Origin of the sequence: Xenorhabdus santafensis, assembly GCF_033949405.1 — a bacterium.
In the GTDB taxonomy this organism is placed as follows: domain Bacteria; phylum Pseudomonadota; class Gammaproteobacteria; order Enterobacterales; family Enterobacteriaceae; genus Xenorhabdus; species Xenorhabdus santafensis.
In genome coordinates this window covers 54,510-79,754 of sequence record NZ_VCDN01000044.1, presented here as the reverse complement: position 1 = coordinate 79,754, position 25,245 = coordinate 54,510, and the positions used below count along the sequence as shown (strand labels likewise).

19 protein-coding genes are annotated in these 25,245 nt (G+C 43.5%); 8 read left to right on the top strand and 11 right to left on the bottom strand.

Features of this window, described 5'->3' with window-relative positions; translation table 11 throughout:
- Positions 1-23 precede the first annotated feature (23 nt).
- From copA to ybaK, 3 genes are all read left to right on the top strand, one after another.
- Positions 24-2,846 carry a copper-exporting P-type ATPase CopA gene (gene copA, locus FE392_RS11670; protein ID WP_319930396.1) on the top strand — a complete coding sequence of 941 codons (2,823 nt, stop codon included), beginning with the start codon at positions 24-26 and terminating at the stop codon, positions 2,844-2,846.
- A 216-nt stretch (positions 2,847-3,062) separates the two neighbouring features.
- Positions 3,063-3,872, top strand: coding sequence for a TraB/GumN family protein (locus FE392_RS11665; RefSeq protein ID WP_319930395.1), 810 nt, complete (start codon positions 3,063-3,065; stop codon positions 3,870-3,872).
- A gap of 58 nt (positions 3,873-3,930) precedes the next feature.
- Positions 3,931-4,407 (top strand): Cys-tRNA(Pro)/Cys-tRNA(Cys) deacylase YbaK, encoded by a 477-nt coding sequence (gene ybaK, locus FE392_RS11660; protein ID WP_319930394.1) that lies wholly within the window; start codon positions 3,931-3,933, stop codon positions 4,405-4,407.
- A gap of 591 nt (positions 4,408-4,998) precedes the next feature.
- Here ybaK and ushA read toward each other — a convergent pair.
- On the bottom strand, positions 4,999-6,657 hold the full coding sequence (gene ushA / locus FE392_RS11655) for a bifunctional UDP-sugar hydrolase/5'-nucleotidase UshA (RefSeq protein ID WP_319930393.1): 1,659 nt from the start codon (positions 6,655-6,657) through the stop codon (positions 4,999-5,001).
- Positions 6,658-6,962: 305 nt separating this feature from the next.
- Here ushA and FE392_RS11650 point away from each other — a divergent pair, with 305 nt between their 5' ends.
- Positions 6,963-8,201, top strand: a complete 1,239-nt coding sequence (locus FE392_RS11650) for an MFS transporter (protein WP_319930392.1) — start codon at positions 6,963-6,965, stop codon at positions 8,199-8,201.
- Between the two features lie 220 nt (positions 8,202-8,421).
- Positions 8,422-10,140, top strand: a complete 1,719-nt coding sequence (ybaL, locus tag FE392_RS11645) for a YbaL family putative K(+) efflux transporter (RefSeq protein WP_319930391.1) — start codon at positions 8,422-8,424, stop codon at positions 10,138-10,140.
- Between the two features lie 82 nt (positions 10,141-10,222).
- Here ybaL and FE392_RS11640 read toward each other — a convergent pair whose 3' ends face one another.
- The 5 genes from FE392_RS11640 to htpG all read right to left on the bottom strand — a co-directional run bounded on the left by FE392_RS11640 (position 10,223) and on the right by htpG (position 16,827).
- A complete protein-coding gene (locus FE392_RS11640) occupies positions 10,223-11,533 on the bottom strand; it encodes an inosine/guanosine kinase (RefSeq protein WP_319930390.1) in 1,311 nt (436 codons plus the stop codon).
- 161 nt (positions 11,534-11,694) lie between these two features.
- Positions 11,695-12,798, bottom strand: a complete 1,104-nt coding sequence (wzz(fepE), locus tag FE392_RS11635; protein ID WP_319930389.1) for an LPS O-antigen length regulator Wzz(fepE) — start codon at positions 12,796-12,798, stop codon at positions 11,695-11,697.
- A gap of 164 nt (positions 12,799-12,962) precedes the next feature.
- Positions 12,963-13,928 (bottom strand): ferrochelatase, encoded by a 966-nt coding sequence (gene hemH, locus FE392_RS11630; RefSeq protein ID WP_319930388.1) that lies wholly within the window; start codon positions 13,926-13,928, stop codon positions 12,963-12,965.
- A gap of 192 nt (positions 13,929-14,120) precedes the next feature.
- Positions 14,121-14,768, bottom strand: coding sequence for an adenylate kinase (gene adk / locus FE392_RS11625; protein ID WP_319930387.1), 648 nt, complete (start codon positions 14,766-14,768; stop codon positions 14,121-14,123).
- Positions 14,769-14,937: 169 nt separating this feature from the next.
- Positions 14,938-16,827 carry a molecular chaperone HtpG gene (gene htpG / locus FE392_RS11620; protein WP_319930431.1) on the bottom strand — a complete coding sequence of 630 codons (1,890 nt, stop codon included), beginning with the start codon at positions 16,825-16,827 and terminating at the stop codon, positions 14,938-14,940.
- Between the two features lie 123 nt (positions 16,828-16,950).
- Here htpG and FE392_RS11615 point away from each other — a divergent pair, with 123 nt between their 5' ends.
- The gene (locus tag FE392_RS11615) at positions 16,951-17,112 is read left to right on the top strand and encodes a hypothetical protein (protein ID WP_319930386.1); all 162 of its coding nucleotides are present in this window, start codon (positions 16,951-16,953) and stop codon (positions 17,110-17,112) included.
- 1 nt (position 17,113) lies between these two features.
- On the opposite strand, the gene recR is transcribed toward FE392_RS11615, so the two are convergent.
- From recR to apt, 4 genes are all read right to left on the bottom strand, one after another.
- Positions 17,114-17,722, bottom strand: a complete 609-nt coding sequence (recR, locus tag FE392_RS11610) for a recombination mediator RecR (RefSeq protein WP_319930385.1) — start codon at positions 17,720-17,722, stop codon at positions 17,114-17,116.
- Positions 17,722-18,051 (bottom strand): YbaB/EbfC family nucleoid-associated protein, encoded by a 330-nt coding sequence (locus tag FE392_RS11605; RefSeq protein ID WP_319930384.1) that lies wholly within the window; start codon positions 18,049-18,051, stop codon positions 17,722-17,724. Before FE392_RS11605 ends, recR begins: the two co-directional genes overlap by 1 nt.
- Before the next feature lie 48 nt (positions 18,052-18,099).
- Entirely contained in the window at positions 18,100-20,094 is a 1,995-nt protein-coding gene (gene dnaX, locus FE392_RS11600) for a DNA polymerase III subunit gamma/tau (protein ID WP_319930383.1), read from the bottom strand.
- Between the two features lie 121 nt (positions 20,095-20,215).
- Positions 20,216-20,767 carry an adenine phosphoribosyltransferase gene (apt, locus tag FE392_RS11595; protein ID WP_319930382.1) on the bottom strand — a complete coding sequence of 184 codons (552 nt, stop codon included), beginning with the start codon at positions 20,765-20,767 and terminating at the stop codon, positions 20,216-20,218.
- A gap of 208 nt (positions 20,768-20,975) precedes the next feature.
- Here apt and priC point away from each other — a divergent pair, with 208 nt between their 5' ends.
- Together priC and rsmS are read left to right on the top strand one after the other, a co-directional pair.
- A complete protein-coding gene (gene priC, locus FE392_RS11590) occupies positions 20,976-21,518 on the top strand; it encodes a primosomal replication protein PriC (protein ID WP_319930381.1) in 543 nt (180 codons plus the stop codon).
- 20 nt (positions 21,519-21,538) lie between these two features.
- Positions 21,539-21,703: a pleiotropic regulatory protein RsmS gene (gene rsmS / locus FE392_RS11585; RefSeq protein ID WP_319930380.1), complete on the top strand. Its 165-nt coding sequence runs from the start codon at positions 21,539-21,541 to the stop codon at positions 21,701-21,703.
- 34 nt (positions 21,704-21,737) lie between these two features.
- Here the strand turns inward: rsmS and mscK are convergent, their stop codons facing one another.
- Positions 21,738-25,169: a mechanosensitive channel MscK gene (gene mscK / locus FE392_RS11580; protein ID WP_319930379.1), complete on the bottom strand. Its 3,432-nt coding sequence runs from the start codon at positions 25,167-25,169 to the stop codon at positions 21,738-21,740.
- Between the last annotated feature and the right edge of the window lie 76 nt (positions 25,170-25,245).

The window sequence follows — 25,245 nt, the reverse complement described above, 5'->3', positions numbered from 1 at the left end:
ACTTTGTATCAGGAGATATCATTATGTCTACATCCACCATTCTTGCACTTCAAGGTTTAACTTGTATGCATTGTGTTGGCAGTGTCAAGAAAGCACTGGAAAATATACCCGGTGTTGAACAGACCAATGTCAGTCTGAACTATGCCAAAGTTATTCATGATGTTTCACCCGATGTATTAATTGCAGCCATTGTTGAAGCCGGTTATCAAGCCGCTGTTGCTACAAGCGCCGATATAGAATTGCAACTGTCAGGTTTAAGCTGCATGGGATGCGCTAATAAAACCAAAAAGGCACTGGAAGCGGTTGAAGGCGTCATCGCAGCAGAAGTGGATACCCAAACTGCAAAAATTTATGGTCAGGCAGAAAGCTCAGCATTAATTAATGCCGTAGAGCAAATAGGTTATCATGCTGAATTATTGGCAACCGGAGCCGATTTCCCAAAAACTGAGCCGCTGACAATACCTGCCTCACAAGTACCGGAGTCTTTGGCAGCGGCAAAAGCATCAACAATGAAAATGCCTCCGGTAACAGCACCTCAGGCAGTTGTCGTTCCCACTGAAACAACATCTGTTGCAACAACGCCCAGTGAACATAATAAAAATTCAATTTCGGATGATCGTTCAATTTCGGATGATAATAGTGTTCAAATTTTATTGGATGGCATGACTTGTGCAAGCTGTGTCAGCAAAGTACAAAAAGCGCTGCTGTCTGTTGATGGAGTTGAACATGCCAGAGTCAATCTCGCCGAAAGAAGCGCCTTGGTGACTGGCAATCCATCGTCAAATGCCCTGATTGAAGCAGTAACCAAGGCAGGCTATGGCGCGGAAATCATTCAGGATGAAACAGAGCGGCGTGAGCGCCAGCAGCAGGTTGCACAAACCAATATGCGCCGTTTCCGTTGGCAATCCGTATTTGCTTTAGCGGTCGGTGTACCTGTCATGATTTGGGGCATGATGGGCGACAATATGATCCTTTCATCTTCAAACCATGCAATTTGGCTCACGATTGGCCTGATTACATTGGCTGTCATGGTATTTGCAGGCGGGCATTTTTATCGCAATGCGTGGCAGAGCCTGAAAAACGGCAGTGCCACAATGGATACACTGGTTGCATTGGGTACGGGTGTGGCATGGCTTTATTCCATGAGCGTCAATTTATGGCCGGATTTGTTCCCTCCCCAGTCTCGCCATCTCTATTATGAAGCCAGTGCCATGATTATCGGGTTAATTAACCTCGGACATGCCTTGGAGCAACGCGCTCGCCAGCGTTCTTCCAAAGCTCTCGAACGATTATTGGATTTAACACCACCCACTGCCCGGGTGATTACCGATACAGGCGAAAAAACACTGCCATTATCCGATGTACTTCCCAACATGACTCTGCGTTTGGTAACCGGGGATCGTGTTCCCGTTGATGGTGAAATTATTCAGGGCACGATCTGGCTGGATGAAGCCATGCTGACCGGCGAGCCTGTCCCCCAGCAAAAATCCGCGGGTGATACTGTTCATGCGGGTACGGTGGTTCAGGATGGCAGTGTGTTGTTTAAAGCAAATGCGGTTGGCAGCCAAACAACGCTGGCCCGTATCATCAAGCTGGTTCGTCAGGCTCAAAGCAGTAAGCCGGAAATCGGTCAATTGGTTGATAAAATTTCCGCCATATTTGTGCCGGTTGTCGTTGCCATTGCCTTAATTTCAGGTGCCATCTGGTATTTTGTCGGCCCTGCCCCGCAAATCATGTATGCGCTGGTTATCATCACCACGGTATTAATCATCGCCTGCCCTTGTGCACTTGGATTGGCAACTCCCATGTCCATCATCTCCGGTGTAGGGCGGGCAGCCGAATTAGGTGTGTTAGTTCGTGATGCCGATGCCCTGCAACAAGCCAGCCAACTGGATACGATAGTCTTTGATAAAACAGGCACATTGACAGAAGGCATGCCACAGGTAACGGAAATCCATACTTTCAACGGCTTTACCGATAAGCAGGTATTGATGTGGGCTGGTGCATTGGAAAATGGCTCAAATCATCCACTGGCAAAAGCCATTTTGCTGAAAGTTGAAGGGCAAACATTACCGGAAGTTCAGGCATTCCGTACATTGGCCGGATTGGGAATACAGGGAAAAGTTGAGGATACTTCTCTGCTGTTGGGCAATCAAAATTTGCTTGAGCAAAATCACGTTGATACCACGGAGTTGAAACCCTTAATTGCAGCCCAGGCAGAAAAAGGCATCACACCCGTTATCTTAGCTGTTAATGGGAAAGCCGCAGCTCTGTTTTCTATCCGTGATCCTCTGCGTCAAGACACAGTTTCTGCTCTGCAACGCCTGCACCATCAGGGTTATCGTTTAGTCATGTTAACCGGGGATAACCCTGTAACAGCGAATGCCATTGCGAAAGAAGCCGGTATCGACCACATTATTGCCGGAGTCTTGCCTGACGGCAAAGCTGCCGCTATCCAGTCACTTCAAGCGGAAGGCCGAAAAGTGGCAATGATAGGCGACGGCATTAATGATGCTCCTGCACTGGCACAAGCGGATGTCGGGATCGCAATGGGAGGGGGAAGTGATATTGCCATTGAAACGGCGTCAATTACGCTCATGCGCCATAGCCTGCATGGGGTGGCTGATGCGGTTGAATTATCCAGAGGAACACTGCGCAATATGAAACAAAACCTGTTTGGCGCATTTATCTACAATACGTTGGGTATTCCGATTGCGGCAGGCATTTTATATCCTTTCACGGGGACATTACTGAATCCGGTGATTGCAGGTGCAGCAATGGCGTTATCTTCCATTACCGTCGTCAGTAACGCCAATCGGCTATTGCGCTTCAAGCCTAAATCCTGACGTGAAATTTCCACAGAATGTTTTATACCCTATAGTTTTCAAGATGCGGCGCGGCGGCAAGGGAATGACAAATTCGTCGGGAACGAATTTGAACAGCCAAAGGTTGGTCATAAGGTCGAGAGGCCGGAGCGAATGAGTGCAGCCAACAAAGAGGCAACTTGAAAGACGACGGGTATATTAGCATACTGATTACTGCCAACTTTAGGAGTATGGAACATGGGAAAATTGATGACCTATTTCGGTAATGTTTTAGGGCTAAACCGCCAACAAAATTACCCTTATCCCGCGTTCGATATTAATCTAAGCCAAAATAGACAGTTGCATATTGTTGGCAGTATCCATATGGGAACAAGAAACATGTTCCCACTTTCTGAAATACTGCTGGAGCAACTGGAGCAATCTGATGCCCTGATTGTCGAAGCTGATATAACGCAGGCAGAAGCGCCCTTCCAAGAGCAATTGGACGGGCAATTTGCACCACTGTCACAACGTTTATCTCCAGAGTATTTTGACTGTTTGCAGAATTACTGCCGAGAAATCCAATACCCCATTTCCCTGCTGGATCCCTTACCGTCATGGCAAATTTCATTGATATTACAGGCTACGCAGGCTCAATATTTGGGCTTGCGTCCCCAATATGGTATCGATTACCAATTGCTGAACAGTGCAAAAGCCATCAATAAACCCATTATTGAATTAGAAGGCGCAGACGCGCAGATAGATTTACTTACCCAACTGCCAAATGATGGGCTTTCTTTGCTCGAAGACACAATCACTCATTGGCACACCAATGCCCAGACTTTGCAAACTATGATCAATTGGTGGATGAACTATCATTCTGAGTCAGAAGGCCAGATGTTGCCGATGACATTTTGTGAGGACATTTATCAAATTTTAATGACTGAACGTAATCAACAATGGAGCCAACAATTGCACCAATTGCCGGCAGGGAAGTATGTGGTTGCTGTGGGAGCCTTACATCTGCACGGTGATAACAATTTACGGCAGATTTTGTTAAGCCTATAGAACAACAAACCGTTTACCCTATGTTTTATCTTTGCAAAAAATTTTCACAGGAAAAAATATGACTCCCGCCATTGTCTTACTGGAAAAGCAAAAAATTAATTTCAAACTCCATCCTTATGAGCACGATGCCAACGAAAACAACTTCGGTGATGAAGTTGTCAAAAAACTCGGTTTAGATGCTAAACAAGTCTTCAAAACCCTATTGGTTTCGTTAAATGGCGATCCCAAAAATTTGGCGGTTGCAGTAACGCCAGTTTCCGGGCAACTCGATTTGAAAAAAATCGCTAAGTTTTTCAAAGCCAAAAAAGCGGATATGGCCGATCCTCTTTTGGCACAAAAGGTGACTGGTTATTTGGTTGGCGGCATTAGCCCATTGGGGCAGAAAAAGCGCCTTCCAACTGTTATCGATATTCAGGCAGAAACGTTACCCACTCTATTTATTTCAGGGGGTAAACGTGGGCTGGATATTGAGTTATCTCCCGCTGATTTATGCCAATTGCTTAACTGTTCGTTTTCGGACATTGCCAAGGTTTGAAGACCTTGGGTTTGCATGACTTGGCTTTTGCATGATAAATGCAACTCACATTAAATTTTTTCGAGCCGGCTCTGTTTTTTGTAAAGCAGAGCTTGGTGACGAAAAAGAATGTCGATATACTTTCTTCATAGCACAAAACACCAATTAATATTTTAATTAACTTAGTTTACTCAATCGAAAGAAAAATAACGCTCCACCATTCCTTTGTAATATTGCCATTTTTGTAAGTTTGCTATTGAAGAAATAAAAACGGAATTTAATAATCATTAATAAAAGGAGAAAAATTTTCATTAATTACTACGCTAATCAATAATTATTTATTTTAGTTTCAACCAACCGTCTCTATATACAATGGATTTCAAGTTGCATCGTGGCATCAAGGGAGAGCATCTCCGGGAATATAGATAACCGTATATTTATAAAAACGGTGACCAGAGTGACCTAACGCAGCCAATAAAGAGGTAGCTTGAAAGACAAAGTGTTTATTTTAGATTTTACATCACTACTCCTATGTAACTAAAAGACCATCTGTATTTTAGATGGTCTTTTTATATAGCCAAAAATAAACAATAGCATATGATTTAATAGCTATTATTTATGTACTATTTCACCTTTTGGTTCATAATCAGCGGCTTTCAATGGCGAATGCTTTTCAATATATCCTTTCAATACCTCAGCATCGACAAAACCCGTATCAACGTACCCCGGCAAGTTATCAACCCGTGGATAACCATCTCCTCCAATCGCATTGAAATTCAGCGTCGCCATACGATAAGTTTTATTGGGATCTAATGGCTTGCCGCCAATTGTTACGTCACTGATAGTTTTACCATCCATCACGAAGCTGACATTATAGAATTGACCATAGGCGCCAGAATCTTGTTCCATATTTGCGACCGCAGTTAAATAAGGTAAGACTTCACTTCCTTTAAAATCGACATAAACGAGCTGATTGGCGAACGGGTGTACTTTCAGTACGTCTTTGTAAGTGATATCACCCGGCTCAATGGAATCACGAATACCACCACCACTCATTACAGCAAAATCTGCGTTTGTGCGTTCCATTTGGGCAGCCAATACAAGATGCGCCATATTAGTCTGCACGAAACGAACTTTATTCCGATCACCTTCCAATTTGTTATCGACTGAACCTACTTTAACCCCCAGTTTTTGACTGCCTTTTTCCTGATAAGGGGTCAGCAATTTGAGCATATCCGGATTTTTTGCAATTTCATGGGTATAGTAAACTCGCTCTGTGCTGCCATCTTCTTTTTTCACTTTTTTCTTTAGGTTAATGGGGATCAACTGATAATGAACCAGCTTGAATTCACCATTACGGAATTGAAAATCAGCACGACCAACATATTTTCCCCATTCATGAGCCTGAACGATCCATGTTCCATTTTGGCGATCTGGAGAGCAAGGCGTTCCCGGAACGTAGTCCACTAATTTATAGTTTTTATTTTCTTTAGACATACAAACGGGATCTTGCGAATGCCCCCCCACGATCATATCTAAATAGCCCGCAGGTAAGCTGCGCGCCATTTCAACATCTCCCGGGGCATTGGTTCCATGATGGCCATTGTCATAATGCCCCATGTGTGTAGCGGCAATAATGACATCCGGTTTTTCGTTCTTTTTGAGTTCTTCAATAACTGCTTTCGCTTCTTTAGCTGGAGAACGGAATTGAACATCCGGGAAATTGGCTGGATTGCCTATTTTTGCCGTATCATCAGTCGTTAAACCCAGTACCGCGATTTTTATTCCCTGCTTATCAAAGATGACATAAGGCTTGAATATACGTTTACCCGTACTGGCTTGATAAATATTGGCGGATAAAAACGGAAAATTTGCCCATTTTTGCTGCTGCTGCAACACACTAAACGGCTTATCAAATTCATGATTTCCCAGTGCCATTGCATCATACCCGACTAAATTCATGCCCTTGAAATCTGGCTCAGCATCTTGCATGTCAGACTCTGGTACACCTGTATTGATATCACCACCAGACAATAGCAATACACTTCCCCCTTTTTTGGCAACTTCCTGGCGAATAGAGTCAACCATCGTTTTTTGAGCCGCCAAACCATATTCATCATGATCGTTATTCCAAAAATGACCATGATGATCGTTAGTGTGCAGAATTGTAATATCGTAGGTTTTGTCTTTTTCCCAAGCGGTTGCAATTAGGGGGAATAACGACAGAGAAACTGACAGAGCACATATTGATGCTTTAATTGAAAACTTCATGGGTATCTCCACGTCCTGTAATAATGTTACTGATATATATCCGTCATTTTTCAAACGGCATTTTTATTGGTTGTACCTTGAAATCCAATGGGTATACAAAGTTCATCGAATTTGTGCTCAGGATTACATAGTTGCACCGTAAAATAATGCCTTCTTTCATTTTTTTGAGATAAGTGTCAAATTATATCCATATGTATAAAGATTTTATTCACAATCCAAGATGGATTAAGTGTGAAAAAGTAAACAAAACTTAGACACTGGTCATCTGCTATTCCCTACTGATTTCAATTGATAAGCGAATAAATATGAGTGAACAAAGCAATATAAAATCCTTGTCAGATGCACCCCAAAAAACACATCGTACAGTATTCTCAATACTTGGTGCCATCAGCTTATCCCATCTGCTGAATGATATGATTCAGTCATTGATCTTGGCAATTTACCCATTGCTGCAATCTGAATTTACCCTGAGTTTTATTCAGATTGGGATGATAACTCTGACTTATCAGGTAACCGCCTCACTGTTACAGCCTCTTATTGGCTTGTATACAGACAAACATCCTCAGCCCTATTCATTGCCTATCGGCATGAGTTTTACCTTATCAGGGCTGCTTCTGCTGGCTTACGCAGAAACTTTTCCGGTCATATTGCTGGCCGCCGCGCTAGTCGGAATGGGTTCATCCGTTTTTCACCCGGAATCATCCAGAGTTGCCCGCATGGCATCTGGCGGGCGCCACGGATTGGCACAATCACTCTTTCAAGTGGGTGGAAATTTCGGAACTTCACTGGGGCCATTATTGGCGGCCATTTTTATCGCGCCATACGGCAAGGGAAATGTCGGCTGGTTTTCTCTGGCGGCACTACTGGCAATCGTTATTCTGTTGCAAGTCAGCCAGTGGTATAAAATGCAGCATAGAGCCAATTCATCTCAATCAGCGCCCTCTGCCTCTCCATCAAGATTTTCTAAGAAAACCATTGTGGGCTCCTTTGCCATTCTATTGATACTGGTTTTTTCAAAATATTTTTATCTCACCAGCATCAGTAGTTACTACACATTTTATTTGATGCAAAAATTCAGCGTATCTGTTCAAGATGCCCAAATCCATCTCTTTGTCTTTTTATTTTCTGTCGCTGCGGGCACGATGATCGGCGGGCCGATTGGCGATAAAATTGGTCGCAAATATGTCATATGGGGATCAATTCTCGGGGTTGCTCCATTTACGCTGATGCTACCTTATGTATCTTTATTCTGGACAGGCATATTGACGGTTATCATTGGTGTCATATTGGCATCTGCATTTTCTGCCATTTTAGTCTATGCCCAAGAACTCGTCCCTGGCAAAACAGGCATGGTCTCTGGCCTATTTTTTGGTCTATCCTTCGGGATGGGTGGTATTGGTGCTGCTGTACTCGGTTATATTGCAGACCAAACCAGCATAGAGCTAGTTTATAAAATATGCGCCTTTTTACCACTTCTTGGTATTTTTACGCTATTACTACCAAATATGAAAGAAAAAAATCAAAATAATCAGTTAAATACATAAATTATTTTTCATAAATCACTCACCTTCTCAGCCTTTGTAAACAAGCGTAAATAATAATAAGATCTGCATAAAATTACATTAAAATAGTGTTTATGCAGATCACGTTCATTTTCACCACTCAGTATATTTTTTAACAAGCTTATCTTGAATTATTTATAAAATATATTATTACCTCACCTAATCATACAATTTATCTAAAACCCACTCAGAAGGAGCCTTGATGGAGCATTCGACACCTCTGATCACGACCATTGTTGGCGGTTTTGTTCTTGCTTATTTGCTTGGCATGCTTGCGCAACGCCTTAAAATCTCACCTCTGGTAGGGTATCTTGTCGCCGGTGTATTAGCAGGGCCTTTTACTCCCGGTTTTGTAGCCGATACCTCTTTAGCGCCAGAACTTTCAGAAATTGGCGTGATATTACTGATGTTTGGTGTCGGTCTTCATTTTTCGCTTAAAGATTTGTTAGCTGTCAAATCAATCGCCATTCCAGGGGCCATCGCTCAGATTGCCGTTGCAACCTTATTGGGAGTCGGCTTATCCACATTGCTCGGTTGGGGGCTGTTCAGCGGGATTGTCTTCGGCCTCTGTTTGTCTACCGCCAGTACCGTGGTATTGCTCAGAGCACTAGAAGAACGCCAGCTTATTGATAGCCAAAGAGGGCAAATCGCCATTGGTTGGTTGATTGTCGAAGATCTGGCAATGGTTTTGGCATTGGTATTGCTGCCAGCAGCAGCAGGCATCATTGATAACCAGAATGCCAATATCGGCCAATTGCTGCTTGAACTCTCCATTACAATCGGCAAAGTCATTGCCTTTATTTTATTGATGATTTTTGTCGGACGGCGCTTAATCCCTTGGTTACTGGCGAAAACCGCCAGCACCGGTTCCCGTGAGTTATTTACATTGGCTGTACTGGTAATAGCATTAGGCATTGCCTATGGTGCTGTCACATTATTTGATGCCTCATTTGCCCTGGGAGCTTTCTTCGCCGGCATGGTATTGAATGAATCAGAATTAAGTCATCGTGCAGCGCAAGATACTTTGCCGCTGAGGGATGCTTTCGCAGTTCTTTTCTTCGTGTCGGTAGGTATGTTGTTTGATCCGATGGTGCTATTCCAGCAACCCCTCGCGATTTTAGGAACCCTTGCCATTATTGTTATTGGTAAGTCTTTGGCTGCCATGGTATTGGTAAGAATGTTTGGGCATTCACGACGAACCGCCTTAACCATCTCGGTCAGCCTTGCCCAAATCGGTGAATTTGCCTTTATTCTGGCAGGGCTTGGCATCACTCTGGGGCTGTTGGATGGAGAAGCACGCAACCTTGTTCTGGCCGGCGCTATTATTTCCATTATGCTGAATCCTGTGCTGTTTAGTTTACTGGATCGTTATCTGGAAAAAACAGAGACTCTTGAAGAGCAATTAATTGAAGAAACGCTGGAAGAGGAAACACAGATCCCGGTCGATATCTGTGGTCATGCTATCGTCGTCGGCTATGGCCGGGTTGGTCGTTTGCTTTGTCAGCGTTTACAGGAGAGAAATTTCCCGGTAGTCGTCATTGAAGATACTCGCGCTCGGTTTGAAGAGCTGGGAGAAGCCGGGATCAGCACGGTAATGGGAAATGCAGCCAATAAAGATATTATGGCACTGGCACGGCTCGATTGTGCCTGTACGCTATTCCTGACAATTCCCAATGGCTACGCTGCCGGCGAAATTGTGGCGAATGCCAGAGAAACCCGGTCTGATATCAATATCATTGTTCGGGCTCATTATGATGAAGAAGTCACCTATATTGCAGAGCGTGGGGCAAATCAAATTATTATCGGTGAACACGAGATAGCAAGGGCTATGGCTGATGCCCTTCCTGAAAATAATGAGGCAGGTTGCCCGATAGATCCACCGCAATCACTTTTACCAGCCAGCTCATCCTCTGCGGCATAATTTACTGCCTAAAAATATCCCCACATAGTGGGGATATTTTAATGGAATATTTAAGGCAGCATACTGGTACAAATTCCCAATATTAACGCTCCCAATAAGACTCTTCCAGACTATCCTCTTTTTCTGGCAAGCCTCGAGTTAAACGTGGGGCATGTTGGCTCAATACCTGATAGCTCACCCGATTTGCATATTTACATACTTGTGCCAATGAGGAGTAAGTCAAATACGAGCGCATGTGTTTGCTGGAATTCGGCACATTCATCCGGTGATAGCTGTTAGCGGTGATATCGTGCAATAAAGCCGATAATGCTCCGTCTCCAGCGCCATTGGTATTCATGATTTTTTCAGGGCCGCCCATAAAAGGTTCAATATGGGAATAAACGCGCATTGGATTTTGGCAATCTACTTTGCGCATCGCTCGGCTAAACTCATAGCGATTAAATTCCGCAATTGCACCAGGCAATAGAGGATGAGATGTCTGGCGTTTATATTCTTCTTCTGTATAACCCGCCATGTACAATCCAGCAGGCCCTGCAGTACACAGTACCAAATCGACCCAATTGAGCGCCATATCCGCCGCCAGCAATGGATCGCTGAAACCGGTTAATTCATATGCCTCGTCTTCATTCATTGCGACAACAGAAACATTTTCAGCCAGGAAATCACGCCACCATTGAGGATCATCAGCGATGACATATTTTGTTCCCAATGTCAGCACCACTGGCACATCATGTTTCTTCGCATATTCAATCGCCTTCATCGTCGCTTCCGGCATTGGTTCACCGGGCTTACAGCGTACCAAATATGCGGTAAGAACCAATGCTGAGGCTTCTGCAATAATGTGCTCAGGAATGCTTTCCGGCTGAAGTTGATTCATTAAACCCGGGCTGATAGCAAATGTTCTTTCACCATTTTCTGTCACTAAGGTAAAACAGCGGCCAATGGGGCCATCTACGCCCTGAAGGTGATTCAGATCCATACGGCTGGATGTATTGCACAGGTAACAATAAGCATAACTTCCTATCTGGATGTTATTGCACATGGCACCGAGCAGAACAGATTTATCATCTGCCAGTACAGAGTAGTTGTGCAAAGTGTTACCTATGGTTCCACCGGCAAATTCGTGACTGATAAGGTTATTGTCTGTCAGTTCTTTGTAGAGCGCTTCAGCAACATCATCTTCAATAACTAACGAATGTCCTTGGCTCAAGTTATAACGCTGAATGAAGCTTTCATCGACTTTAGCTTCAATATCCACCAACGTTTGATCAATACCAACAATGTAAGCTCGGTTATTTTCGGTATCCATCATTTCTTTGATGGGCTGAAGAAGAGGATCTCTTAAACTAACAGGAAAGTAGTGTTTAGATTTACGTTTACCAGGGAATTTCATAATTAATTGCTGCAATAGAGCCAAAACATGCGGCATTTTAGCACAACATCATTTAGTACCATACTGGAGCAAAACAAAAAACAAGGTGGTAAAAAATAAGCAGCCAATGTTGTGGTAACATTGGCTGCTATAGATTCACGCTGTACTATTCGATAATAATATTAAGCGCTTTGTTTCTGGCGACTACGTACCATATGACGCAGCAACACATACATAATGGATAGAATAAATCCGATAAAGCCCGCACCAATCAGAATCAGCAGACGCTTAGGTGAGTCTTTTGATGTCGGCTCATAAGGTGCCTGCATATATTTGAATGGCTCAAAATTAACTTTATCGATGTTTACTTTTTGCAGATTTTGGATATACAACTGACGGTTACGCAAATCCGCATCAATTCTCGTTGGATCGGTAATTTCTTCAGTAATCTGGAGCTTACGTTGCAACGCATCAGAGCCCAGCGCAATTGAGTAATCCGGGTCATCCTTGATCATTGCTCCACCATTCGAAACGGGTTTTTTAACACCGGCAGAGTTTGCAATAGAAATCGCATATTTTAAACGCTCAATATTTACACTGCGCATATTGGCGATACGGGATAAATCAATATCATACATTTTTTGTGAATAAGCCAATTTCTGATGAACCATATCATTCAGTTCATCTTTAACTTGCTCACGAACAACCGCAGAGACAAATTTGGTGTAGCCACCCAACAGATCATAAGCATCTTTCGCATTGTCTGCACTGAAAGAGAGCATCACTTCATCAACTTCATCACCTTTCTTGGGCAAAGAGGATGTAATGTCTTTATTCACGATTTTTTCAATCAAGCGTCTTTTTTCTTGCTCAGATGTATCTTCTTTCTTGGCGAGCAAGTTTTTAAAATAATCGGTACTGACCAAATATTTTTCACGTAATACACGTGAATTATAATTATCAACAAAGCGCTGATACAGTGAGCCTTCTGTCACATTCGGCTCAAGATTCAGAACACGTAAATCCGTTAAGACATTTTTTAATGGCTGATATTCTTCCAGTTCAGGTTTAACCACAGCCGCAGTACTGGTCCATTTTTGTGGCAAAAATGATGCAACACCAAAACCAATCAAGGCAAAGACAAGAGAGATTGCAATGATCAGGTATTTTGATTGGAAAAGTACGGAGAATAATTCAAACAAATCTATTTCATCTTCTTGAGGCAGATGATGATAACTTGCATTCTCTGTATAAAAATCGGGGTGTTTAATAGGTTTATCACTCATTATCTGTATATCCAATCCAAATAGTTTTGTTTTTCATTGATAGGCAAGCGCTTTATTCCGCTCACGGTAATCATTGATTTAAACAATATCCTTAAAAAATCATACAATTACCAACACCCACCATTCATAGTGTTAGTTAAGGTTGCCGAATAAATAGTTAAAAATTATTTGATGATATTATTTACTAACTTTTCGAGCAGTAAAATGTGGGACTCATTATCATTAAGAGCCGGGATATATTCAAACTTTTTCCCACCCGCGTTCAAAAAGATATGTTTATTTTGCTGATCAATTTCTTCCAATGTTTCCAAGCAATCCGCTGAGAAACCGGGACATATCACCTGAATATGTTCCACTCCCTGAGCCGGCAATGATGCCATTGTTTTATCTGTATAAGGTGATAACCACGGTAAACGGCCAAAGCGAGACTGATACGTCATGACAATTTTATCTTCAGGATAATCTAAGGCCTGCGCCAATAGTTTAGTCGTTGCTTCGCACTCTTGTGGATAAATATCGCCCATTGCAGCCAAACGTTCAGGTATTCCGTGGAAGGAAATAAGCAAACGGTCAGGCTGACCATGTTTCTCAAAATTCTGCTCAATGGTTTTCTTTAATGCTTCAATGTAGGCCGGATGGTTAGCATAACTGCGGACAAAATGCAAATTTGGAATAGTGTGATATCCCCGCAATATTTTACTGACACTATCAAATACTGCGGCTGAAGTAGTACTGGAATACTGGGGATACAGCGGCACTATAATTAAATCATCCACGCCTTGCTGCAGCAAATCATCAATGGATTGCGATAAAGAGGGAGAGCCATAAGTCATGCCCAAGACAACAGGTATGCCCGCCAATTTCTCATCCAGTAATTTTTGTTGGCGGCGGCCATAAGCCAGCAGAGGCGATCCCTCTTCTGTCCAGATTTCTCGGTAAAGTTTGGCAACCCGAAGAGATCGGAAAGGAAGAATCAAGCCATACAGTATGGGTTTCCAAATTAATGGAGAAATATCAACAACTCTTCTGTCACTCAGAAACTGTGCCAGATAACGCCTTATTGCTGCTGGTGTGGGTGCATCCGGCGTACCAAGATTGACGAGCAGGACACCATACTTATTGCGACTCATTCTTTAGTGCTCCATTAAAATACCTGACGGCCTAGTATAAGGCATAAGTGATGGACACATATAATTCTTCATTCGAGTGAATGATACTTGTGAGGGAATAAAAATAAGGGATGTTGATAAAGATAAGAGACAGGCGGTAAAGAATACCGCCTGTTCTGGCAGTTCAGGAAGTGATTATCCGGAGATGATTAATCATTCACCCAGAATCTTCGCCAATTCTGCGCTGACTTCAGATACTTGACGAGTTCCATCAAGTTTGAAGTATTGTGTATTGCCTTCCTGAGCTTCTTTCTGGTAATAAGAAACCAAAGGTGCTGTTTGTGTATGGTATTCAACCAGACGCTTACGGACAGTATCTTCCTGATCATCTTTACGGGTGGTCAGCTCTTCACCTGTAACGTCATCTTTATTTTCCACTTTTGGTGGATTGAATTTAATGTGATAAACACGGCCCGATGGAGCATGTACACGACGACCGATGATACGGTCAACGATGATTTCATCGGGAACATCAAATTCCAGAACAGAATCAATCTTGATACCCGCTTCTTTCATGGCATCAGCTTGAGGGATTGTGCGCGGGAACCCATCCAACAAGAAGCCATTGCGGCAGTCATCTTGTTTGATGCGCTCTTTAACCAAAGCAATGACCAATTCATCAGTCACCAGCTTACCATTATCCATCAATTCTTTTGCTTTCAAACCCAACTCTGTGCCAGCTTTCACTGCCGCACGCAACATGTCACCTGTCGAAATCTGAGGGATCCCATATTTCTCCATGATAAATTGCGCCTGAGTCCCCTTACCGGCGCCTGGCGCGCCCAGCAGAATAATACGCATCGCGTAAATCCCCTTGCTATTTGCTTTTCGTATTTTAAAGAAAACGAACCACCATACCATTTGAATGGGGTGTGGCTCAAGAAAACAGGTAAACGTTTTCGCATTATAAAAAAATAAACCACGCTCCATTTTCTATGGAAGCGTGGTTTTTATCATGACCTCAAAGAGATTACGCTTTTTCAGTTAATAATAACTGATTCATTCTGCGAATGAATTGGTTTGGATCATCCAGCGTACCTCGCTCTGCAAACAAAGCTTGATCCAGCAACAATTCTATCCAATCCGCAAATTGTGAATCATCTTGAATGTCAGAAGCTCTCTTGACCAGATCATGCTCTGGGTTCAGCTCAAAATTATAGCTTACTTCTGGTGCAGATTGACCTGCCGCCGCAAACAACTTCGCCATTTGAGTGCTCATGCCGTCGGCATCAGTTGTGACGATCGCAGGTGTATCTGTCAGACGGCGGGTTAATTTAACTTCTTTTACTCGCTCACCCAGCAGGGTTTTCACTCGCTCAACAAATGGTTCCAGTTTTTTGTCCGCATCTTCTTGCTCTGAGCTATCTTCGTTAGCCAGTTTTTCAAGGGATTCATCAGATTTGCTAACAGACTGGAATGATTTGCCATCAAATTCAGTCAGGTAACTCATCATCCACTCATCGATGCGGTCAGACAGCAACAGTACTTCAATGCCTTTCTTGCGGAACAGTTCCAAATGAGGGCTGTTTTTCGCAGCAGCATAGCTATCGGCAGTGATGTAATAAATTTTCTCTTGCCCTTCAACCATGCGGCCGATGTACTCTTCCAGAGAAACAGTTTGCGCTGAAGCGTCATTGTGCGTTGTAGCAAAACGCAGCAATTTAGCGATGGCTTCTTTGTTTGTGCTGTCTTCCGCTGGCCCTTCTTTCAGCACCAGACCAAATTGCTGCCAGAAAGTCTGGTATTTTTCTGCATCGTCTTTTGCCAATTTATCCAGCATCTGCAATACACGTTTAGTCAGCGCATTGCGTAAGTTGCGGGTAATTGTGCTGTCTTGCAAAATTTCGCGGGAAACGTTCAATGGCAGATCGTTGGAGTCAATCAGGCCACGAACAAAACGCAGGTAATTTGGCATGAACTGCTCAGCTTCATCCATGATGAAAACGCGCTGTACATACAGTTTCAGACCATGTTTGTGCTCACGGTTCCACATATCCCACGGAGCCTGAGAAGGGATATACAGCAGGCTGGTATATTCCTGTTTACCTTCAACGCGGTTATGGCTCCAGCTCAGGGCATCAGCAAAATCATGGGAAATATGCTTATAAAACTCTTGGTACTCTTCGTCGCTGATTTCTGCTTTACCACGAGTCCACAGTGCCTGGGCTTTATTGATCTTTTCCCAAGTGACTGTGACGGTATCGTCTTCTTCATTTTTAGTTTGAGTTTCGATTTCAACCGGCAAAGCGATATGATCAGAATATTTGCCGATGATCGAACGAAGACGCCAATCATTGAGGAATTCACTTTCTCCATCACGTAAATGCAGTGTGATTTCTGTACCACGCCCTGCTTTTTCAATATCTGCGACAGTGTAATCACCTTCACCCGTTGATTCCCAGAACACACCCTGATCGGCTGCTGCACCTGCTGCACGGGTACGTACGGTGACTTTATCCGCAACGATAAATGCTGAATAGAATCCAACACCAAATTGACCAATTAATTGGCTGTCTTTTGCCTGATCAGAACCGATGGATTCAAGAAATGCTTTAGTGCCGGATTTTGCAATTGTTCCCAGATTATCAACCACTTCATCGCGGGACATACCGATGCCATTGTCACTGATAGTGATGGTTTTCTGCTCTTTATCACAAGCCAGACGAACACGCAGTTCACCATCATTTTCATACAGCTCTGGCGCTGATAATGCACGGAAACGCAATTTGTCTGCGGCATCAGATGCGTTTGAAATTAATTCACGGAGAAAAATTTCTTTGTTGGAATAGAGAGAATGAATCATCAACTGCAACAGTTGTTTGACTTCAGACTGAAATCCACGGGTTTCCTGACCTTTCATGTTCATTTATTACCTCAATCTAAATCCAGTTCAGATATGTAAATTCGGACGATGGTAAACAGATGGGGATAGATCTGGGAAGTTTCAAGTTAGGAAAATAAGAAGAATGCAAAAATTAGTTTAGTGGAAGTAAAAATTGGTTTGCCAGAAGTAAAACCTGTTATGGATGGCGGCATTATCCGCAGCACCATCCATTACAACGCCTCATGTGGGACTGGTTATATACCGGCTATCTTTCAGGTTGCAGCTTTGTTGGCTGGGCAACTCAAAATCCTGCGAGTATAGATCACACATCAGTGATCCTTTGACGGCCAGCCAGTGAATGAGACAACGTTGTGCCATCCACCATCTCAAGCTCTCCCCCCACAGGGACACCGTGAGCGATTCTGCTGGCCGTTACACCATATTGCGAACACATTTCCGCAATATAATTTGCCGTTGCCTCTCCTTCGACTGTCGGATTCGTTGCCAGAATGATTTCTGATAAGGCTTCATTTGATAAGCGTTCTTCCAAACGATCCAATCCGATATCCATTGGCCCAATGCCATCCAGAGGAGACAAGTGCCCCATCAAGACAAAATAACGCCCCGCAAATTGGCCGGTTTGCTCAATGGCATGGATATCCGCCGGACTTTCCACCACACAAATCTGACCATTTTGCTGACGGCGGGAGTTTGCACAAATTGTACACTGTTCTTGTTCAGTGAACGTCCGGCAATCCTGGCAATGACCGATTTCAGACATTGCTTTTGTCAGCGATTGAGCCAATCTCATGCCACCGCTGCGATCTCGCTGCAATAGATGAAATGCCATCCGCTGGGCAGATTTGGGGCCTACGCCGGGCAAACAGCGCAATGCTTCCATCAACGATTCAAGAAGAGGACTGGTTTGCATTAGAATGGCATCTTAAATCCAGGTGGCAACTGCATTCCATTGGAAACGCTGGCCATTTTTTCTTTCTGGGTTTCTTCAATGCGACGGGCAGCATCATTGAACGCAGCAGCAATCAAATCTTCCAGCATGTCTTTGTCATCGTCCATTAAGCTTGGATCGATTTCTACACGACGGCAGTTATGTGCACCATTGATAGTGATTTTCACCATACCAGCACCGGATTCGCCAGTAACTTCAAGGCTTGCAATTTCTTCCTGCATTTTCTGCATTTTTTCTTGCATCTGCTGGGCTTGTTTCATCAAATTGCCCAAACCACCTTTACCAAACATAATTATCTCTCTTTGCTATAGACACAACATACAAATACGCTGTGACGGTTAAACAGGCCGGATACTTTCCTCATCCAATTCTGCATCAAATAACTGCCGAAGTGTTTGAATCGTTTTATCCGAAATAATGGATTGGCGAGCTTGTGCTAATTTTTCTTCATAAATAGCTTGCCGCCACTCCAGAGGCGTTTTTACCGCAGGATTATCATCTTCAATGATATTGAGTTCAATAGGTTTCCCATGCAACTCACTTAATGCTTCGGACAAAGCTTTTTGTGCCGATGCAGAGTTAAGATGACGTTGTTTTGAACGCAAATGCAAACAAAGCCGATTTTCATCAATCTGTTCTTTGAAGGCATTCAATGCTACCTGCTGAACCAATTTGGGAATGTTCAGTTTATCAATTTCCGCAGCCCACGGATCCCTTTGTTTCGATTCCACCGCTAATTTGGCAACTAATTCAACGGTTTTTTCATGCTCAAGTGCCGCTTTTATCGCTTTTGGTGTGGTAACCGATTGTTGTTTTTCTTCAACCGGAACATTCGTGGCCCGCCAACGATATGCTTCTTTCTTTATCGGCTTAGATTCTTGTGCCTTGGGGACATAAGACTGAGGACGCTGTTCAGCCACAGCCACCAATCGCTCCAGCGCCGAACTTGCCGGCTTAGCCTTCCCAGACTCTGCCGGCTTAAGCTTTTTTGGTGGAATATTCCCTTGACGATTCAGCAAATTTCTTGCTTGCAATAATTTCTCGGTCGGGCTGTTGGCAGTGGAGGTGGTATCCATTGTTTGAGGCACATTCTGCGCCACGGGCTCATTTCCTGCACTACCTGCATTTTCTGCTCTACCAGCATTTCCTGTACGACCTGCGCTAGCTGTATTATTTGGAGCAACCTGAGCTGGAATGGGGGCTACAGGTATTTCCACCGCGGGTGAGGGTGTTTCTTCAATGACCGCTTTGGGATGAAATGCCAACGCCCTCAATAATGCCATTTCAACGCCCATCCGGCGTTCTGGCGCATAAGGGAGTTCTTTGCGACCGACCAACAGTGCTTGATAATAAACCTGCAAATCAGTGGGAGAAATAGACCTTGCCAGCAAGCGCAAGCGCCCTTCCATTGATGAAGAATCATTTTCTGGCTGCTGCTGCAATAGTTGGAGCATGGCAATACGATGCAACAATGACAACATTTCAATCAACAAGTTTTCCCAATCCATACCACGGGATGCAACTTGTTCAACCAAAGCCATCATTTTTTGCCCATCAGCATGAACCAATGATTCAATCATTGCCAATGGTTGTTCATCATCCAGCGTTCCCAACATTTGGCTGACGATATCCGATGTCAGCACCCCGCCCCCGAGCGCAATGGCTTGGTCTGTTAAGCTCAATGCATCACGCATGCTGCCATCCGCAGCGCGGGCAAGAAGCTGGCGAGCTCGAGCATCGCTCTCTATTTGTTCTGCGTTAAGAACATGCTCCAGTTGGCTGCTGATCTGATTCACATCGAGTGCTTTCAGATGGAATTGCAGGCAACGTGAAAGAATTGTCACTGGCAACTTTTGTGGATCGGTTGTTGCCAAAAGGAATTTCACATGTCCCGGCGGTTCTTCCAATGTTTTTAGCAAGGCATTGAAACTGTGGCGGGAAAGCATGTGAACTTCGTCAATAAGGTAAACTTTAAAACGGCCGCGTGCAGGAGCGTACTGGACATTGTCCAGCAGTTCGCGGGTATCTTCTACTTTTGTTCGGGAAGCCGCATCGATCTCAATCAGATCGACAAATCGCCCCTGTTCAATTTCAAGACAGTTTGCACACTGACCACACGGAGTCTTTGTTATACCCGTTTCGCAATTCAGTCCTTTTGCCAACAGACGTGCGATCGTGGTTTTACCTACACCGCGAGTGCCGGAAAAAAGATATGCGTGATGGAGGCGTTGGTGCTCAAGACCATTAGCCAATGCAGTCAGCACATGTTGCTGACCGATCACATCAGAAAATATTTGTGGGCGCCACTTACGGGCAAGTACCTGATAGCTCATGAATACCGAGGAAATTGAACATGACTGTCTATCATGCTAGCACAGCCTCACTATGAACGGCGAGGCTGATGTACCAATAATGCAAAAATCAGAACAATCAATTGTTACAGTAGGCAGGAAATCAGTGTCCCGGGAACTCGACAATCGTATAACTTTCCACACCTTGTTTTTTCAAACGCTCCACACCACCCAAGTCTGGTAAACCAATGATGAATGCGGCTTCAGACACGTTTCCACCGAGGCGACGAATCAAACTTACTGTCGCTTCAATCGTGCCGCCCGTTGCAAGTAAGTCATCAATGACCAAAACTTGATCGGCTTCTGTGATACTGTTTTTATGAATTTCCAGCGTGTCAGTACCATATTCCAGATCGTAAGTCTCACTTAACGTCTCACGGGGTAATTTGCCTTTTTTACGGACAGGAACAAAACCCACTCCCAGACGAAGTGCAACAGGAGCCCCAAACAAGAAACCACGGGCTTCAGTACCGACAATTTTTGTAATGCCTTTATCCTGATAACGGTCTACCAATAAATCGATTGTCGCTTGGTAAGCCGCAGGATTATCCAACAAGGTGGTAATGTCACGAAAAAGGATGCCCTCTTTCGGATAATCAGGGATTGTTTCGATACTATCTTTAATTAATTGCAGTTGTTGTGCATTAGCGGTCATAATCGATGCCAGCCAGTTATAAAAAGGGAAACGGTGGAATTTATTCAAACTACCAGAAAAAAGCAACTGTGATACAAATTGCAGCTTATGTTTTATTGACTTAAGTCAAGCCTTGCATTTATCACATCTGAAGGCTCTGTAGCCAATATTAAGACATTTTAACGAAATGCTCTTTGATGAGCAGATTATTAATGATAAAGGGTTGTAGATGGGCATACAAAGTTTATTAAGTGCACTTGAAAAACAGATAAGCAATCTGGAAAAAGATCTCGCACAACTCCCTGATACGCCTTTTTCCATCGCCCGCTTTGATCAATCGCTGTTCCATCACCACAGTAATAAATTGGGTGGGTACATGCAGGAAATCAAGCAAAATATGGAACAATTGAAAACGTGCGTAACCAGCAACCGCATTGAGCAGGTCACATTCCTTTCTGAACGTCTGGTGACACAAATAGAGGCGTTGAAACGGGAAATTGCCACCCAGACTTTACGGCAACAAGAAGATAAATTTGAACGCCATTCACAAGAACGGGATCTTTACCAACGCCTGGCAGAGCATCAGGATTATGAACGCCGTTTAATGGCGATGGTTGATGACCGGGAATTACAATTAAATAAACAAGTTACACTAGAAAATAAATATAAACTGCAAAAAGAAATTGCGGCTCTGGCAGGAAGGCTGGCTCGCTGCCGCCAAGCATTAATGCGCATTGAAAGAACAATAGAAAAAAAAGAAAACTCTGATTAGTCAGAAGGATATAACCCATCATGAGTCTCAAACAAGCACCACCTGAAATTCAGCTTGCAGTCGATCTTATTTACCTCCTTGAGTGTAATGAAGTTTCCCCTGACATCGCACTGGCCGCATTAGAAATTGTTAAACACGATTTGCAGGGGAAACTGGAAAAGCAGTCTCAGCAGCCTGATAAATAAGTTCAATCCATTCTTATTTCATCAGGCCGCATTTTTAAAAATGCCCATCAGAATGGTGATTGCCGCCGTTTAGTGGCTTCTGCACCTCTTGCAAACTATCACCTTGGCCATTGTGTAAGTAGACTTCCAACTGGTTGAAGGCAATATTAATATCATTTTCCCGGCATAATTTATCAATGCTTCTATTGACTTCATCAACGGTACGGCTGCGATCTCCCAATTCACGCACATAAAGCCGCAGTTCATGATCCAGAGTGCTGGCACCAAAACTCATGAAATAGACCTGTGGCCCGGGTTCGCTCATCACTCGATTATTATCATTGGCGGCCTTTAACAGCACCTCTTTCACCTTATCAAGATCAGAGCCATATGCGACACCAACTTTAATAATGATCCGCGTGACAGTATCGGAAAGGCTCCAGTTGATTAAACGTTCTGTCACAAATGCCCGATTGGGAATGATCACTTCTTTACGGTCAAAATCCGTAATTGTTGTCGCACGAATGCGAATTTTACTGACCGAACCGGAATAAGTTCCGATAGTTACCGTATCGCCAATACGAACCGGGCGCTCGAACAAAATAATCAAGCCTGAAACAAAGTTGGCGAAGATTTCCTGTAAACCAAAACCCAATCCGACCGAAAGCGCAGCAGCCAGCCATTGTAATTTATTCCATGAAACGCCCAGCGTTCCCAATGCAGTGATCCCACCAACGCCAATGATCAAATAAGTCAATGTCGTTTTAATGGCATATGAAGCACCTTGCTGCAGCTGCAAGCGGGATAGAACCAGAACTTCCAGCAATCCCGGCAGGTTTCTCATCATGACCCATGAAATCACCAGCATAGCTATCGATAGAACCAAATCTTTCAGGGTAATGTATTTCAGTACATTGCCCAACTCACTTGTGGTGCTGTATTGCCACAAATTGATCCCGTCAAGGTAAGAAAATATGGTCACCAGATCAGACCAAATCCAATAAAATGCGCCTAAAAAGACCAGAAACAGTACCATCGTGGTCAAACGCAATGATTGTTGGTTAATAAGATCCAACGCCATTGGCGGTTCTTCCAATACCTCGCCTTCCATACTTTCTTTTGTCAGGGATTGACGCCGGGCGACAGCACGTCGATAGGCGATATGACGGGCAGCAATGCCCAATCCCCGTAAACATGTTTGGTAGCTGATATACCAGAGCAGCAGTAAATATAGGCTGTATAACCAACGCTCAGCCAAGTGCAAGGTTGTGTAAAAATAACCAGATACCATCAGCACCATCATAACCAGTGGTGCAAACGTTAATGTTGTTACCACAATGAGGCGTATCATGTGTGAACTTTTTTCACGCCATATGTAGCGACAAAATGGAAAGACAAATAAGAAGACAAAGAATAGGCAGATCAAAATAATGCCCTGACCTATCACATCATCAGACAACTGTAACGGGTGTTTAACCCCCAATGTTACCCAAAATAAAATAGGCAGCAATACAATGGACAGGCGGACAAGATTTTTCCGGAATAAAGTACAATCGGCTTTATTCAGGGCAAAGTGCTGTTCTCCGATCTTACCTGCGGAAAGCAGTTGATAACAGGTGCTGTACATAATCCAAAATAGCGCCAACTGGCGGGAGAATCCCCAAATCAGCTCGCCCAAGTCATCACCTGATTTTAAGTACCAATAACCTACCGCCAGCACAATGAAAGCAAGTGGCAACGTTTTTATTACGGTCAGAATCAGAGCCAATGGGGTATGCAGTTGACTGTCACGGCGGAATTGCCCAACTTCACCGGCAATTTTCTTTAATTGCTCATTAATGCCTTTGGTTTGCCAACGCAAAAACAAGCCAACCAAGACAAGGGGAATAACGAAATGGATAGAGTTTTCCAGCCCGGTAATCAGGCCATTGAGGGTTACTTGAATATTTAGATGATTCAACTCATCCCGAATTTGCTCAGGCAGAGATTGTAACCACGCTAAATTCATCGGCTTATTGCTGTTTACCCAAAAAATTTGCTGAACAAGCGTTTGTTGCAGAGACTCCATCACATCCAATAATTGTTGCTGATCCATCTGCAAATTGATGGAGTGGGTAATCTGATTGCCCAACTGATTGTTGAGTTGATCCAGAAGCTCGCGGCGAACATCCAAAATCTGATTGAGGGCATTACGGATTTCATCCACGGTTTCTGTGGATTCCCCTTTGATTTTACTCTGGTTCTCAATCAATAAATTCTTGACGTAATCGTTATCCTGATACAGTAAATCCCGTTCCTGAGTAATTTCAAATTGCACCAGACGCAGGTCCGCAATTTTTGTCGGTAAGTCTTTTGTTAGAACATCTGCGGGTATTTTCAACTGTTCCTGAAATAAAATGCGCGATAGCAATAAACTGCCACGCAACACCTTAATCTGCTCTTTTAAATTTCGCTCAGATTGGATCGCCCTATCCAGCAGCGTTTTTACATAAATGTTTTTTTGCGCCAGTTGATTGTTATCCCGGGTCGCGGCAACGAGCCGCTCACTCAAATCACGATTACTTTCCAGCTCCCGGCTGACCAAAGGGTTATCCTGAATATGTGAATTTTGCCCGTTTTGAGTCTGTGCTTCTTTTGCCGTTTCTTCAGAAATAATTAACCGTTTTCCGCTCACGACGGTTTGAATCAACTGGACATAACCTTCTAACTGCTTAATCTGGAGAGTTGTATAATCCCGCTGTTGCTGCAAAAGCGATTGCAATTGCGTATTTGCCTGCAAGGCAGCCCTTTGGAATTCATTTTGCTGCATCAAAAAGGATTGTTCGACCAATAACAGTTCTGTTTTTGTCTGGCTCGATTCCGGCTGTTCAGTCAATGCATTATTAAGTTGATTACGAATTTGCTGCAATCTTTGCACATTATGAAATAGTATATTTTGCGCTCGTTCTGGTTGCGTTTGCAGCCCAATCAATTGGCTGTTATAGCTGGCCAGATCTTCCAATGCCTTTTGCAAGCTACTCAACGTGCTATTTAATTTCGACTCAAGTTGCTTTAGCGACAGTGTGTCCAATGACTGTTTATATTCGTTTTCATTTTGCTGCGTATTATTTTTCAGACCTTCCATTTCTAGCGTGATCTGGCGCGACTTTTGAGGAGCTTCTTGCTGGTTTTTCTTCAACAAGGCGGTGCCTTGTTTCACTTGATCAATTTTGTCAAAGAAAGAAAGGGCTTTTTCCAAATCGGCTATTGATGCTTTTTCCTCGACAGTATGTTCCTTGCGTTCTGTCAGAGCATTAAGTTGATTTTGGATATCATTGCGGTTTGGAACATCACTGCCAAGAGCGGCATTTGCCGGAGAAAAAAAGGACGATAGGATGAAAAGCAGCCCTACCACCAAAACAAATCGAAACAATAATCTATCGGGAAGTTTGTCACACACACCTCCCTTATTGAGCAAAATACTCAAATATCGGTTAACTGAAACCATGAATTCATTTACTCATCATCTGCAAATAATGGAATGATAATGCTTAATATTAGGCAACACTGATATTAAGGAAATA

What these genes read in the sequence shown, in the direction of transcription:
- FE392_RS11665 (WP_319930395.1), top strand. Translation starts at nt 3,063, where the DNA reads ATGGGAAAATTGATGACCTATTTCGGTAATGTTTTAGGGCTAAACCGC.
- dnaX (WP_319930383.1), bottom strand. Translation starts at nt 20,094, where the DNA reads ATGAGCTATCAGGTACTTGCCCGTAAGTGGCGCCCACAAATATTTTCT.
- copA (WP_319930396.1), top strand. Translation starts at nt 24, where the DNA reads ATGTCTACATCCACCATTCTTGCACTTCAAGGTTTAACTTGTATGCAT.
- htpG (WP_319930431.1), bottom strand. Translation starts at nt 16,827, where the DNA reads ATGAAAGGTCAGGAAACCCGTGGATTTCAGTCTGAAGTCAAACAACTG.
- adk (WP_319930387.1), bottom strand. Translation starts at nt 14,768, where the DNA reads ATGCGTATTATTCTGCTGGGCGCGCCAGGCGCCGGTAAGGGGACTCAG.
- ybaK (WP_319930394.1), top strand. Translation starts at nt 3,931, where the DNA reads ATGACTCCCGCCATTGTCTTACTGGAAAAGCAAAAAATTAATTTCAAA.
- priC (WP_319930381.1), top strand. Translation starts at nt 20,976, where the DNA reads ATGGGCATACAAAGTTTATTAAGTGCACTTGAAAAACAGATAAGCAAT.
- FE392_RS11605 (WP_319930384.1), bottom strand. Translation starts at nt 18,051, where the DNA reads ATGTTTGGTAAAGGTGGTTTGGGCAATTTGATGAAACAAGCCCAGCAG.
- rsmS (WP_319930380.1), top strand. Translation starts at nt 21,539, where the DNA reads ATGAGTCTCAAACAAGCACCACCTGAAATTCAGCTTGCAGTCGATCTT.
- hemH (WP_319930388.1), bottom strand. Translation starts at nt 13,928, where the DNA reads ATGAGTCGCAATAAGTATGGTGTCCTGCTCGTCAATCTTGGTACGCCG.
- apt (WP_319930382.1), bottom strand. Translation starts at nt 20,767, where the DNA reads ATGACCGCTAATGCACAACAACTGCAATTAATTAAAGATAGTATCGAA.
- mscK (WP_319930379.1), bottom strand. Translation starts at nt 25,169, where the DNA reads ATGGTTTCAGTTAACCGATATTTGAGTATTTTGCTCAATAAGGGAGGT.
- ushA (WP_319930393.1), bottom strand. Translation starts at nt 6,657, where the DNA reads ATGAAGTTTTCAATTAAAGCATCAATATGTGCTCTGTCAGTTTCTCTG.
- FE392_RS11640 (WP_319930390.1), bottom strand. Translation starts at nt 11,533, where the DNA reads ATGAAATTCCCTGGTAAACGTAAATCTAAACACTACTTTCCTGTTAGT.
- recR (WP_319930385.1), bottom strand. Translation starts at nt 17,722, where the DNA reads ATGCAAACCAGTCCTCTTCTTGAATCGTTGATGGAAGCATTGCGCTGT.
- FE392_RS11650 (WP_319930392.1), top strand. Translation starts at nt 6,963, where the DNA reads ATGAGTGAACAAAGCAATATAAAATCCTTGTCAGATGCACCCCAAAAA.
- ybaL (WP_319930391.1), top strand. Translation starts at nt 8,422, where the DNA reads ATGGAGCATTCGACACCTCTGATCACGACCATTGTTGGCGGTTTTGTT.